General features: G+C 69.8%; 11 protein-coding genes. 6 read left to right on the forward strand and 5 right to left on the reverse strand.

The window, feature by feature from the left end:
* Together I73_RS17460 and I73_RS17465 are read right to left on the reverse strand one after the other, a co-directional pair.
* The coding region (locus tag I73_RS17460) for a PAS domain S-box protein (RefSeq protein ID WP_022981792.1) at window positions 1-572 on the reverse strand (572 nt) is incomplete at its 3' end.
* Between the two features lie 72 nt (window positions 573-644).
* Window positions 645-893 (reverse strand): DUF3297 family protein, encoded by a 249-nt coding sequence (locus I73_RS17465; protein ID WP_022981793.1) that lies wholly within the window; start codon window positions 891-893, stop codon window positions 645-647.
* 280 nt (window positions 894-1,173) lie between these two features.
* Here I73_RS17465 and I73_RS34100 point away from each other — a divergent pair, with 280 nt between their 5' ends.
* From I73_RS34100 to I73_RS34620, 6 genes are read left to right on the forward strand one after another with little or no spacing between them, the layout of a single operon-like run.
* Window positions 1,174-1,566, forward strand: a complete 393-nt coding sequence (locus tag I73_RS34100; RefSeq protein ID WP_374701963.1) for a type IV pilin protein — start codon at window positions 1,174-1,176, stop codon at window positions 1,564-1,566.
* The gene (locus tag I73_RS28720) at window positions 1,566-2,237 is read left to right on the forward strand and encodes a GspH/FimT family pseudopilin (RefSeq protein WP_148289836.1); all 672 of its coding nucleotides are present in this window, start codon (window positions 1,566-1,568) and stop codon (window positions 2,235-2,237) included. The genes I73_RS34100 and I73_RS28720 overlap by 1 nt, the downstream gene beginning before the upstream one ends.
* 14 nt (window positions 2,238-2,251) lie before the next feature.
* Entirely contained in the window at window positions 2,252-2,710 is a 459-nt protein-coding gene (locus I73_RS28725) for a hypothetical protein (RefSeq protein ID WP_022981796.1), read from the forward strand.
* A gap of 9 nt (window positions 2,711-2,719) precedes the next feature.
* Complete coding sequence (locus I73_RS17485; RefSeq protein ID WP_148289835.1) at window positions 2,720-3,832, forward strand: PilW family protein; 1,113 nt, start codon at window positions 2,720-2,722, stop codon at window positions 3,830-3,832.
* Entirely contained in the window at window positions 3,826-4,410 is a 585-nt protein-coding gene (locus I73_RS32755) for a hypothetical protein (RefSeq protein WP_022981798.1), read from the forward strand. Before I73_RS17485 ends, I73_RS32755 begins: the two co-directional genes overlap by 7 nt.
* A 17-nt stretch (window positions 4,411-4,427) precedes the next feature.
* Window positions 4,428-8,168: a pilus assembly protein gene (locus I73_RS34620; RefSeq protein ID WP_022981799.1), complete on the forward strand. Its 3,741-nt coding sequence runs from the start codon at window positions 4,428-4,430 to the stop codon at window positions 8,166-8,168.
* Window positions 8,169-8,204: 36 nt separating this feature from the next.
* Here the strand turns inward: I73_RS34620 and I73_RS17500 are convergent, their stop codons facing one another.
* From I73_RS17500 to I73_RS17510, 3 genes are read right to left on the reverse strand one after another with little or no spacing between them, the layout of a single operon-like run.
* Window positions 8,205-9,143 (reverse strand): LLM class flavin-dependent oxidoreductase, encoded by a 939-nt coding sequence (locus I73_RS17500; protein WP_022981800.1) that lies wholly within the window; start codon window positions 9,141-9,143, stop codon window positions 8,205-8,207.
* A gap of 22 nt (window positions 9,144-9,165) precedes the next feature.
* Window positions 9,166-10,791, reverse strand: coding sequence for an ATP-binding protein (locus tag I73_RS17505; protein ID WP_040500699.1), 1,626 nt, complete (start codon window positions 10,789-10,791; stop codon window positions 9,166-9,168).
* A gap of 58 nt (window positions 10,792-10,849) precedes the next feature.
* Window positions 10,850-12,487 (reverse strand): FAD-dependent oxidoreductase, encoded by a 1,638-nt coding sequence (locus tag I73_RS17510; protein ID WP_022981802.1) that lies wholly within the window; start codon window positions 12,485-12,487, stop codon window positions 10,850-10,852.
* Between the last annotated feature and the right edge of the window lie 64 nt (window positions 12,488-12,551).

The following is a 12,551-nucleotide window of genomic DNA, read 5'->3' on the forward strand; positions in this document are numbered from 1 at the left end:
CGCTCCGGACTGACGGGGCCCCGCCGGTCGACCCAGTAGGGGAAGGACAGTGCCTGGCCGGCCTCGTCGTGCAGGGCCACGGCCAGGTTGTGGCCGGGCATCAGCGCACTGATGTTCCGGTGGACCTCCTGGCACAGCATGCCCAGGTCCTGCACCCGGTGCACGGCCTCGGAGATGGCGTAGGTGGCGGCCTGGATCTGCTCGGCCCGCTTGCGCTCGGTGATGTCGCGCGCCACCGCCACCCGCAGGCCGGCCTCAGGCAGCCAGCGGGCCGACCACAGCAGGTGCACCACCTGCCCGTCCTTGCGCAGGTAGCGGTTCTCGAAATTCAGGTGGGCCTGGCCGGCCATCACCCGCTGGGCCGCCTCCAGGGTGCGGTCCCGGTCCTCGGGCAGCACCAGATCGATCATGCGGCGGCCGATCAGCTCCTCGGGCGCGTAGCCGAAGACCTGCTGCGCGGCAGCGCTGACATGCACGAACACGCCCTGCCCATCCACCATGCAGACGGCATCCAGCAGGAGGTCGAAGGCCGGTGCCAAGGACACCGCGAGGGGCGGGGGCGTTTCGGACATGGGAAGCGAAACCGGGATCGGCCCAGTGTAGGCAGACACTGACCCGCGGTTGCCCCCGAAAAAAGGGAGATTTCAGAGGTAATAGGCCTCGACCTGGCCCTTGAGCTTGATGAGCAGGGGCTGGCCCTTGCGGTCCACCTTGTTGCCCACGGGCACCTTGATCCAGCCTTCGCTGACGCAGTACTCGGCCACGTCGCGGCGCTCGCTGCCATTGAAGCGGATGCCGATGTCGTGCTCGAACACCTGGGCGTTGAAGAAGGGGCTTTTGGCGTCGGTGGACAGGTGGTCGGGCAGTTCGGGGCGGGTGGATGCGTCGGTCATGGTCGTTGTGGTGCTCAAGGGCAGGGCGCCGTCCCGTCGGGACAGCGAAAGACGAAATTCTAGGGAAGACCACGGCCCTGCCGTCCAGCGGCACAAATGCACCACTCGTCCGGAAAGGTTCCAAGCAGAAACATTTCTTCATCTTGGGAAGCGCTCAGACATCGACGGAAGCATCCCGCTGGGCACCATGGCCTCACCCCTTTGCCGTACCCGACCCATGGCCACTTCACTGTCTCGCCGCCCGGCACCCGCTCCACGCGGGTTTACCCTGATCGAGTTGATGGTCACGGTCGCCATCGTCGCCATCCTGGCGGCCGTGGCCCTGCCCGCCTACACGCGCTACATCACCCGCTCGCGCATCCCGGAGGCCACCGCCAACCTGGCCGCCTGGCAGACCAAGATGGAGCAGTGGTTCCAGGACAGCCAGACCTACCAGAACGCCGCCGGCAGTGGCTGCGGCGTGGCCGCCCCCACCAGCAGCTACTTCAGCTTCAGCTGCAGCGCCAGCTCGGCCACGGCCTACACGCTGACCGCCACGGGCACCAACAGCATGGTCAACTTCACCTACACGATCGACCAGGACGGCAACAAGAGCACCACCAGCGTCCCCAGCGGCTGGACGCTGCCTTCGCCCAACACCTGCTGGATCACCAACACCGGCGGGGTGTGCTGATGCCGGCCCGGCCGCCACGCCCTGCGCGTGGCTTCTCCCTCATCGAGCTGATGGTCGCCCTGACCATCCTCGCCTTCGCGCTGATGATGGCCGTGCCGGCCTTCACGGCCTGGCTGCACAACGTGCGGCTGCGCAGCCGCGGGGAAGCGCTGATGCAGGCCGTCGAAGTGGCGCGCACCGAGGCCGCCCGCCGCAACATGCTGGTGCAGCTGCAGCTGACCACCAGCCTGGACAACGGCTGCACCGTGAGCACGGCGGGACCGGACTGGGTCGTGCACCTGCTGCAGGATTCGACCGGCGCCAGCGTGTCCGCCGCCGGCGCCTGCGGTGCTCCCCTGGTCGGCCGACAGGACATCCTGGACAGCTCGGGCGCCGCGCCGGTGGTGGACGACAGCCACTCGCCCTTCCTGCTGGTGAAGTCTCCGGCCGCCATCAACAACACCGTGACCCTGAACGCCACCCAGTCCGGCGTGGTCTTCAATGCCCTGGGCCGCAGCACGGCCAGTGCCATGGTGCACATCGACCTGGCCGACAGCAGCCTGGCCTGCCTGGACAGCAGCGGCGGCGGCAGTGTGCGCTGCCTGCGGCTGGAAATCTACCCGGCCGGCCTGGTCAAGCTGTGCGACCCGCTGCAGACCAGCAGCAGCTCCACCCTGTACTGCCCCAGCTGAAGGAGACCACGGCCATGTCCCGGACCTCCCCCCGCCCCCGCCATGCACTCGGACGCCGCACCCTCGCCGGGGTGGCGCTGATCGAAGTCCTGGTGTCCTTGCTGCTGTTCTCGCTGGGCATCCTGGGCCTGGTGGCGGCCCAGCGCGGCGCGCTGCAGTCTTCCGGCCTGAACCGGGACCGCGCCATGGCGGCCGATCTGACCAACGACCTGATCACCCAGGCCCAGATGGTGAGCCACAGCGGTGGCTGGGACAGCACCGTCTGCGCGGACTGGAAGGACAAGGTCGAAAACTCGGGTCTGCCGGGCGTGGACAGCAGCAAGACCAGCTGCACCATCACCGCCCAGACCACCTCCGGCACCACCACCTCCTACCTGATCAGCGGCACGCTCTACTGGCAGGCCCCCGGCGATGTGGCCGGGGGGACGGCCCTCGAACACCACTACACCGCCGTCACCCAGGTGCCTTACTGACCGACGACCATGCCGTCCACCTCCCCCTCTCTTGCCATGGCGCGCCGACGGCGCGTGCGCGGCTTCAGCCTGATCGAGGTCATGCTGGGCATCCTGCTGGGCATGTTCTCGGTCATCGTGGTGCTCAAGGTCTTCAGCCAGTCGGACACGGCCCAGCGCATCGGCAATGCCACCGGCGAGGCCCAGGTCAATGCCGCAATGGCGTTGGACCTGCTCTCGCGCGACATCCGGCAGGCCGGCCAAAGCCTGAACTCGCTCAACCTGCTGGGCTGCTCGCTGAGCATCGGCACCACCACCCAGCCCTTCGTGGTCGCGCCGGTGCTGATCAACGACACCACCCACGTGCCGGCCGGCGATGCCCACACCGACACCCTGCTGGTGATGAGCGGCAACTACGCGGGCTCGCCCGAGGGTAACGCCGTCAGCGCCGGCGGCACGGGCAGCATCACGGTCAGCACCGCCAGCGCCTTCGCCGCGGGGGATGCCGTGGTGCTGGGGCCCGTCAGCCCCACCGCCCAGGCCGGCACCGAGTGCACACTCAACCTGCAGCAGGTCAGCAGCCTCAGCGGCAACACCGCCAGCCTGACCGCCGTGGGCAGTGGCACGAGCAGCGACAGCTCGGCCGCCTACAACCTGGGGGCAGGCTTCAGCATCCACGCCTATGCGGTGCGCCAGGGCAACCTGACGATGTGCGACTACCTGGCCCACGACTGCAGCACCGGCACGGGCAACACCAGCATCTGGGTGCCGGTGGCCAGCCAGATCGTCAGCCTGCGGGCCGAGTACGGCCATGCCGGCGCGGGCACGGACCTGAGTGCGCGGGCGCTGTCCGGCTATGACCAGACCACCCCCACGGGCAGCAACAGCGCCACAGCCAGCTACCTGTACTGCCAGTGGGCCCATGTGACGGCCCTGCGCATGGCCGTGGTGGGCCGGGGCACGGCCCTGCAGCGCGCGGTCGGCGGCGTGAACGCGACGTCGACGGCCCCGGACTGGGACGGCAGCGCCGACGTGGCCATCGACCTCAGCGGCCTGAGCAACTGGCAGGACTACCGCTACCGCGTGATGCAGGCCGCCATCCCGCTGCGCAACATGCTGTGGCTGGGAGCTTCGTCATGCTGAGGCCCATTCCCCCGAAGGCCCGCGCCCAACAGGGCGTGGTGCTGCTGGTGGCCCTGGTGGTGCTGGTGGTGATGGCCCTGTCCACCGCGGCCATGCTCTACAGCACCGGGGCCGGCACCTGGTTGGTCGGCAACCTCGCCTTCCGGCAATCCGCCGTGGCCTCCGGCGACCAGGGGGTGGAGCAGGCCGTGGCCTGGCTGAAGACCACGAGCAGCAGCTCACCCGGCACGCTCTACAACGATGTGGCGGCCAGCGGCTACCACGCCACCACGGCCGACATGACCGGCAGCCAGAGCCCCTCGGCCCTGTGGAGCGCCATCGCCAGCGGCAAGGTGAGCCTGGCCGCGGATGCCGCCGGCAACCAGGTGACCTATGCCATCGAGCGCCTGTGCAGCAGCACCGGCGAGGCCGCCACCGGCACCTGCTCGACCGACCCGTCGACCGCCGAATGCGGCCAGAGCCACAACGTCAACAGCAACACGCCCGGCTGCACCAGCCAGGTCTATTACCGCATCACCGTCCGCACCGAGGGACCCCGCAACACCGTGAGCTACACCCAGGCCATGGTGGCGCTGTGAGAAGAGAGGGCCGCCGCATGACATCTCCCAACCGCCCCACCGTCCTGCACACCGGCACCTGGGTGCGAAGCCTGCTGCTGACCGCGGCCGTGCTGCTCGCGCCCCTGCGCCCCTGGGCGGCCAGCACCGACTTGGCCAGCTCGCCGCTGGAGACCTCCACGGCCACCCTGGTCAAGCCCAACATCCTGTTCGTCCTGGATGACTCGGGCAGCATGGGCTACCCCTACCTGCCGGACTGGGTGGGCAACTACACCAGCACCGCCAAGCTCTTCAGCAACCCCAAGTTCAACGGCATCTACTACGACCCGGCGGTCACCTACACCCCGCCGTTGAAATACGACGGCACCAGCTACGCCAGCATGACGTCGGCCAACAGCAACAGCTGGAAAAGCGTGCCCATCGACGGCTTCGGCGTCGAATCCACCGGCACCGCCAACCTGTCCGGCTCGTTGACCTACTACGTCTCGATCCCCGGCGAGTACTGCACCGCCCCCAACCTGAAGACCTGCGCCACCCAGAGCGCCGCCAGCGCCAGCTACCCCTACCCGGCCTATCTGCGCTGGTGCACCACCAGTGCCCTGACCACCTGCCAGGCCCGCTACATCGAGACCGCCCCCACCGGCGGGTCGACCTACACCTACCCGCGCTATCCCACGGCCACGATCAGCGGTGGCAGCGTGCCCGGCTCGATCCAGACGGTGACGATCTCCTCGTCCTCCAACAGCTACGCCTACCCGGGCAGCACCACCCGGGCCACCACCCGCACCGACTGCGCGGGCACCACCTGCACGCTGACCGAGGAGCGGACCAACTACGCCAACTGGTACGCCTACTACCACACGCGTGCCCAGATGATGAAGACCGCGGCCAGCCTGGCGATGATCGACCTGGGCACCAGCTACCGGCTGGGCTACATGAGCATCAACAACAACACCGGCAGCGACTTCCTGGACATCGCCGACATCACCACCACCAGCGGCGGGCAGAAGTCGAAGTTCTACGCCAAGCTCTTCGCGGCCAAGCCCAACAGCAGCACGCCGCTGCGCACGGCCCTGGACACGGCCGGGCTCTACTTCGCCGGCAAGAAAACCAGCATCAACGGCGTGAGCGCCAGCGACCCGATGCAGTACGCCTGCCAGCGCAACTACACCCTGCTGTCCACCGACGGCTACTGGAACGAGACGGCCTCGCCCGTCAAGATCGATGGCACGACCATCGGCAACACCGACGGTAGCGAATCGCGCCCCTACTACGACGGCAACAACCAGTCCAACACCCTGGCCGACATCGCCGAGTACTTCTACGCGACCGACATCCGCTCCAGCGCCTTCAACAACACCACCAACCGCAGCACCGGCGTCGACGTCTCCAGCAACAGCTTCGCCAACGGCCAGCAGCGCATGTACACCTACACCCTGGGCCTGGGCGCCTCGGGCTACATGCTGTTCGACCCGAACTATGCCTCGGCCTCCAGCGGCGACTACTACGACGTGGCCAACGGCACCGTCACCAGCAGCACCACGCTGGCCAATGGGGTGTGCCCCTGGCAGAGCTCGGGCGCCTGCAACTGGCCCACACCGGTCAACAACACCCAGACGGCCGTGGATGACCTGTGGCATGCGGCCATCAACGGGCGCGGGGCCTACTACAGCGCCGCCAACCCCTCGGATCTCAAGACCGGCCTGACCAACTTCGTCAACGCCGTGTCGGCCGCCACCAGCAACTCGGCCTCGGCCACGGCCAGCAGGCCCAACCTCACCAGCACCGACAGCAACTACGTCTTCGCCACCTCCTTCTGCTCGGCCAAGTGGTTCGGCGAGCTGGTGCGCTACGACATCAATGCGGCCACCGGTGTGCTCAGCAGCACGCCCGACTGGTCGGAATCAGGCGCCGGCAACGACTGCGCCGGCTCCAGCACCACCCAGACCACCCCCCCGCTGCTGGACAACACCGCCTGGGCCTCGCGCAACATCTACACCTACAACCCCAGCACGGGCCAGCGCATCGCCTTCACCTACGACACACTGAACAGCACCCAGCAGGGCTACTTCAAGGTGGCCGCCATCGGCAGCCTGTCGCAGATGTGCTCCTCGGGATCCACCTGCCTGCCCACCGCCTCCCAGGTGGACAGCACGACTGCCGGCACCACCACCGGCGTGGGTGCGGTGAACCTGGTCAACTACCTGCGCGGTGACCGCAGCAACGAAGGCTCGACCAGCACCGCCTACTACGTGCCCCGCACCCACGTGCTGGGCGACATCGTCAACAGCCAGTCGGTCTATGTGGCCAAGCCCAGCTTCAGCTACACCGACAGCGGCTACGGCGGCTTCAAGACGACCCAGTCCAGCCGCACGCCCATGGTCTATGTGGGCGCCAACGACGGCATGTTGCACGCCTTCAACGCCGGCACCGGCGCGGAGAGCTGGGCCTATGTGCCCTCGATCCTGCTGCCCAATCTCTACAAGCGGGCTGACAAGAAGTACGCGGCCAACCATGTCAACTACGTCGACGGCAACACCACCCACGCCGACGTCTACTACGGCAGCGCCTGGCACACCATCCTGGTGGGCGGGCTGGGCCAGGGCGGCCGGGGCTACTACGCCCTGGACGTGACCAACCCGGCCTCACCCACGGTGCTGTGGGAGTTCACCAGCAACACCAGTGCCGGCACCGGCTACATCACCGATGCGGACCTGGGCTACAGCTTTGGCACCCCCATCGTGACCAAGCTCTCCGACGGCACCTGGGTGGTCATCGTCAGCTCGGGCTACAACAACGTCTCGCCCGGCAGTGGCCACGGCATCGTCTGGGTCCTGAACGCGCAGACGGGTGCCGTGATCAGCAAGATCGACAACGGCCTGGGCAGCAGCAGCGGCACGGTGGCCGGCTGCAGCACCGCCCCCTGCCCCAGCGGCCTGACCCGCCTGGCCGCCTGGGTGGACACCGCCACCAACAACACCGCCAAGCAGGTCTATGGCGGCGACCTCTACGGCAATGTCTGGCGCTTCGACATCAGTGCGCTGACCGCCAGCGGCGGCACGGCCACGGTGCAGTTGCTGACCACCCTGGCCGACGCCAACGGCAACCGCCAGCCGGTGACGGCCGCGCCCGAACTGGGCTACGCCAGCGGCAAGCACATGGTCTACGTGGGCACCGGCGAATACCTGGGGGTGAGCGATGTCTCCACCACCCAGCAGCAGAGCCTGTACGCGCTCCGGGACCCGTTGACCGGCAGCTCCACCAGCACCGCGCTGTACGCCAACCCGCGGTCCAATGTCTGCAGCAGCAGTTCGCAAGCCAGCTGCTTCGTCAAGCAGACGCTGGTGGACAGCAGCGGCGTGCGCACGGTGGCCAACAACGCCGTGACCGTGAACCTCAACACGATGAACGGCTGGTTCACCGACCTGCCGGAGTCGGCCGAACGCATCACGGCCGACCCCTCCCTGGTCAGCGGCACGCTGGTGGTCGTCTCCAACGTGCCCACCACCACCAGCGCCTGTGCCACCGGTGGTGCCAGCTACCTCAACTACCTGGACTACAAGACCGGTGGCACGGTGAGCGGGGCCAGCAATGCGGGCGTGCTGCTGACCAGCACCGCGCTGGGCAGCGCGGCCTCGCTGGTCAAGACCACCTCGGGCCAGGTCATCGGCGTGGTCAGCCTGTCCGATGGCAGCACGACCACGGCGAACATCCCCACCGCGGGCAGCAGCAGCGGCGTGCGCCGCCTGTGGTGGCGCGAGCTGTTCGAGGGCCTGTGAAGCCCTGAGCGTGCGGTGCCGGCCTCTGCCGGCGCCTCAGTCCTCGTCCAGCAGCGGGCGCACCTCGTCCACGAAGGCCGCCAGGATGTGCTTGTGGGTGTCGAACTGCCCGCTGGTGGGCACGATGGCCACATGGGTGGCGCCGTGGCTGTCGGCCAGGGCCCGGAACTGCCGCGCCACCGCGGCGTGGTCGCCGATCAGGGACTGGGCCAGCAGAGCCGCCGGGTCGCGCGCGATGGAGCGGGCCGGATCGGCCCCCCAGCCCTGCCGCGTGGCGCGCTGCGCCAGGGCCTGAAGATAGGGCTGGGCGATGGCCTCGGCCTCCTGGGTACTGTCGGCGCTGCAGGCCCAGCGCGCCAGCACCAGCGGGGGCGCCCGCCCGCCACTGGCCTGCTGGTAGCACCGCACCCGGGCCTGCACCCGCTCGCGGGTGTGGGTGGCCGCGGCCACCAGGCCCCAGCCCTGCTCGGCCGCCAGGCGGACGCTGGCCTCGTCTTCGGCGGCCACCCAGACGGGCACCGCGGGGCCGCCCGCGCGCAGGCCGGCGGCCGGGCTGTCCAGCCAGTGCCGCAGAAAGGCCCGCATCGCCTCGCGCGCGCTCTCGGCATCCAGGCCGCAGTCTTGTAGCAGCATGGGCAGGGCCGCGCCGCTGGCCACCCCCAGCTGGAAGCGCCCCTTGGACAGCAGGGCCAGCGTGGCCAGTTCCTCCGCCAGCCGGGCCGGGTCGCGCAGGGCCGGCAGCAAAGGCAGGCTGCCGATGCGGGCCTTGCTGGTCACCGCCGCCAGGTGGCCCAGCAGGCTCAGCACGCCGGGCGTGGGCCAGTGGGGCTCGCCATGCTGCTCGCCGATCCAGATGTCGTCGTAGCCCATGCGGTCGGCCTCGCGCACCAGCACGAACTGGCGGATCAGGGCGCGGCCCGCCTCGTCGCTGGGGTTCTCGCCCAGGCACAGGTAGCCGAGTTGGGGCACAGACATGGCAACAGCTCCCGTCAGTGGATCAGGCGCCCGGCTCGAAGCCGCGGAACACGGCACAGCGTTCGAACACCTCGCGCGAGGGCGCCACCTGCTTGTGGTGGCAGTAGGTGGTCACCAGCTTGGCCAGGCCCTTGATGTCACGGCCGCTGGCCTGGGCGTAGTGGCGAGCCAGCCAGTCGATCTGCGCCGCGTCCAGCGCCAGGCTGAACTGGCCGGCCATCACCCGCCAGATGCGGGCCCGCGCCGCCTCGTCGGGCGCCTGGTAGCGGATCAGCGCGATGCAGCGGCTGACGATGGCCTCGTCGATGTCGTCGATGCGGTTGGTGGTCAGGAACAGCAGGCCGTTGAAATACTCCAGCACCCGCAGGAAGACGCCGACCACGGCGTTCATGGCCAGGTTGTCGTCGCGTCGCTTGATGTACACATCGGCCTCGTCGATCAGCATCACCGCGCCCCAGCGCTGGGCACGCGTGAGCGCCTCCTTCAGCGCGGTCTCCATGGTCGCCACGTTCAGGCCCAGTTGGCCCGAATGCACGCGGTAGAGCGGCCGGCCGATGATCTCGGCATAGACCTCGGCGGTCAGGGTCTTGCCCACGCCGGGGGGCCCGGCGCACAGCACCGTGGTGCCGCCACTCTTGCCGGCCACGATGTCGTCCATCAGCACGTCCATCTCGGCGGTCAGGATGTCGATCAGGTCCGTCTGCTCGGGGGGCAGCACCAGCCGGGTCTTCAGCTCGGGCTGGTAGACGTAGGGCGTCAGGTCGTCCACATGCACCCACAGGTGCTGGTGCAGCTCCAGGTGGAACAGGAACAGAAAGCCCTGCACCGGCAGCTGGGTGAACAGGCCCTCGGGCTGGGCGGCACGCTCGGCCTGCACCTCGTCCTCGGCGGCGTAGCGGTTGCTCTTGGCGGCCTTGCGCAGATAGGGCCCCAGGATGTCGCCGGTGCTGTCCAGCGTGGCGCTGCGCGGCGGCAGGATGCCCTCGTCGTTGACCAGGCGCGCCGGCTGGCCCGAGGCCGAGAGCACCACCTGGTCCTTGCGGGTCCAGTCGGTGTCGCGGTGGGTGGCGCTGGGGTCCTCGGCCACGAAGCCGATGCCCTGGCCGCAGAACTGCGCGCCGTAGCGGCCGCGCCAGTCGATGTAGCGCTCGGCCATGGCGTCGTAGGCCGCCAGCAGCGCGGGCGTCTCCTTGAGCAGGCCCTTGGCCGCCAGGATCTCGGCCACCGTGCGGCCGGGCAGATCGGCCTCGACGATGCGCACCGTGGTGCTGACGATGCCGGCGCGCAGCAGCGCCTTCAGTTCGATCAGGACCTTGCCCATCTCCTCGTTGGAACCCGAGACATAGTCCAGCCGCGTGACCACCCAGGCCGCGGCCCGGCCGCTGGGCGAGGTGGCGAACAGCCAGCCGCGCTGTGCGTACTGGATCAGGTAATGCGCCAGGGCCGGCAGCAGCTGTTCCAGCTCGTCGTCCTCGCCAAAGCGCGGTCCCTCGTCCTGCAGCGCGGCCAGCAGGCCTTGCAGCTGGCGGTGGCGCGCCTCGGCACCCTGGGTCTGGTACAGGTTGCCCAGAAAGGTCAGTTCGGCCAGCTGCAGTTGCTGCCAGGGCAGCTCCAGCCTGTGGGTGTAACGCAGCTGGTCCTGCAGCATGGCCAGCCGCGGGAAGGCTTCGCTCGGGCCTGCACCTGGGCCCGTTCCAGGGCGAGCTTCATGCGGCCCCCGTGGCGGCGTCCGCCTTGCGCAGCAGGCGGTCGTTGGCGGCCAGCGCAAAGGCCTGCCAGACGGCGGCCAGATCGCGCCGGATGGTGGCCAGGTACTCGCGCGAGGGCTGGTGCTCGAAGGGGAAGTTCGACAGCGCGCAGGAGCTGCTGTTGAAGTGCACCGCCTCGACCAGCAGCGCATCGGCCAGGCCATGGAAGGGGGCCAGCACCTGCGGAGTCAGGGCCGCCCGGCCGGCGTCCGAGGGTGCCTCGGCCCGCAGCGGCAGGGTGTCCAGGCGCTGCAGGGCGTCGGCGTAGAGCGACTCCAGCGCCTCCACCAGCGCGCGCTGGGTGAGCTGGGCGTCCTGTTGGCGCGACAGGGCCTGGTGCAGGCGCTGGCGGTAGCGCTGTACCGCCTGGCCGCGCTGCTCGGCCACCCAGTCGCCGAACAGGCGCAGCTGAGCGTCGTTGGCGGCCTCGGGCGGACGGGCCGCTTGCAGGGGCTGCAGCAGCAGGTGGCGCAGCCGGGCCGCCGCCCCCAGCGCGCCTTCCAGGTAGCCGGTGCCGCGCTGGGCCGTCTCGGCCCCGCCGAACAGCAGCCGGCCGTCCCACTGGGGCAGCTGCAAGGTGTCGGTGGCGGCACCGGGTTCGGGGTGGGCGGCCTGGGCCTCGGTGAGGCGGTCCAGCGGGCTGCAGGTGAAGGGCTCCTCGGCCCAGTCCTGCCAGTGCAGGTCGCCGTCGCGCGCAGCCTCGCCGAAGAGCATGGCCATCTGGCTTTCCACCAGCAGCGGCATGCTGCGCGCGAAGGCCGGGCGCTGCGACGCCGGCAGCGCGCTGAAGCCGGCCAGCGCGGCACCGGCCGGCCCGCTGGCGTCGAAGACCTCGGCCAGCACCGCCTGGGCATGGGTGACCCAGGCATTGCCGCTGTGGCCATCGGCCCGCCAGAAGGCGCTGGGGTAGGCCACGGCGGCCTTGGCGGCGGTGGCCATCCAGGTGGCTTGCGCCTGCAGGGCCTCGTCCACCGCGGCAGGCAGGGCCGGCTCGAAGCGCAGGCCGGCCTGGGCCACGCGCGGTGGCAGGGCCAGCACGACGCGGCGGGCCCGCACCGTGTGTTCCTGTCCGCCCAGGCGCAGCGACAGGCGCACATGGTCGCCCGCATCGGTCACGGCCAGCAGGGTCTGGCCCAGGTGCAGCCGGGTCAGCGGCAAGGGCCGGGCCAGGGCCGCCACCAGGGCGGCCATGCCACCGGCCAGGCGACGCGCGCCGCCGTGCAGGCTGCCTTGCCCGGGCGGGGCCGGCAGGGTGGCGTCGCCGTCCTGCGCGGTGGCGCTGGCCACGGCCACCGTGGCCGGGGGTTCGGCGGCCTGGTCCAGCAGCAGCACCCGGCCATCGTCGGCCTGGGGCACCGTCTCCAGGCCCAGATCGACCACCAGCCGCGCCATCGAGGGCTGGTGGTCGGGCCAGTACCAGGTGGGCCCCAGGTCCAGGGGCTGGCCCTGGACGCCGGTGGCGGTCAGCACCCGGCCGCCCAGGCGATCACGTCCCTCGAACAGCGCCCAATCCAGGCGGCGAGCCTGCAGGCTGTGCGCCAGCGCCAGCCCACACACGCCGCCACCAACGATGGCCACGTCCAGCATCTTGTCCATGGGGCCTCCTGGGGACAGGGTGGTGGAGAAAGCGTCAGAAGCCAGAGAGCGCGCCCAGCAGCTC

The organism is Ideonella sp. B508-1 (assembly GCF_000333615.1).
GTDB lineage: Bacteria > Pseudomonadota > Gammaproteobacteria > Burkholderiales > Burkholderiaceae_C > Ideonella.

Coding starts and splice junctions, on each gene's coding strand:
- I73_RS17500 (WP_022981800.1), bottom strand. CDS start 9,143: ATGTCTGTGCCCCAACTCGGCTACCTGTGCCTGGGCGAGAACCCCAGC.
- I73_RS17465 (WP_022981793.1), bottom strand. CDS start 893: ATGACCGACGCATCCACCCGCCCCGAACTGCCCGACCACCTGTCCACC.
- I73_RS17485 (WP_148289835.1), top strand. CDS start 2,720: ATGCCGTCCACCTCCCCCTCTCTTGCCATGGCGCGCCGACGGCGCGTG.
- I73_RS34100 (WP_374701963.1), top strand. CDS start 1,174: ATGGTCACGGTCGCCATCGTCGCCATCCTGGCGGCCGTGGCCCTGCCC.
- I73_RS32755 (WP_022981798.1), top strand. CDS start 3,826: ATGCTGAGGCCCATTCCCCCGAAGGCCCGCGCCCAACAGGGCGTGGTG.
- I73_RS28720 (WP_148289836.1), top strand. CDS start 1,566: ATGCCGGCCCGGCCGCCACGCCCTGCGCGTGGCTTCTCCCTCATCGAG.
- I73_RS34620 (WP_022981799.1), top strand. CDS start 4,428: ATGACATCTCCCAACCGCCCCACCGTCCTGCACACCGGCACCTGGGTG.
- I73_RS17505 (WP_040500699.1), bottom strand. CDS start 10,791: ATGCTGCAGGACCAGCTGCGTTACACCCACAGGCTGGAGCTGCCCTGG.
- I73_RS28725 (WP_022981796.1), top strand. CDS start 2,252: ATGTCCCGGACCTCCCCCCGCCCCCGCCATGCACTCGGACGCCGCACC.
- I73_RS17510 (WP_022981802.1), bottom strand. CDS start 12,487: ATGGACAAGATGCTGGACGTGGCCATCGTTGGTGGCGGCGTGTGTGGG.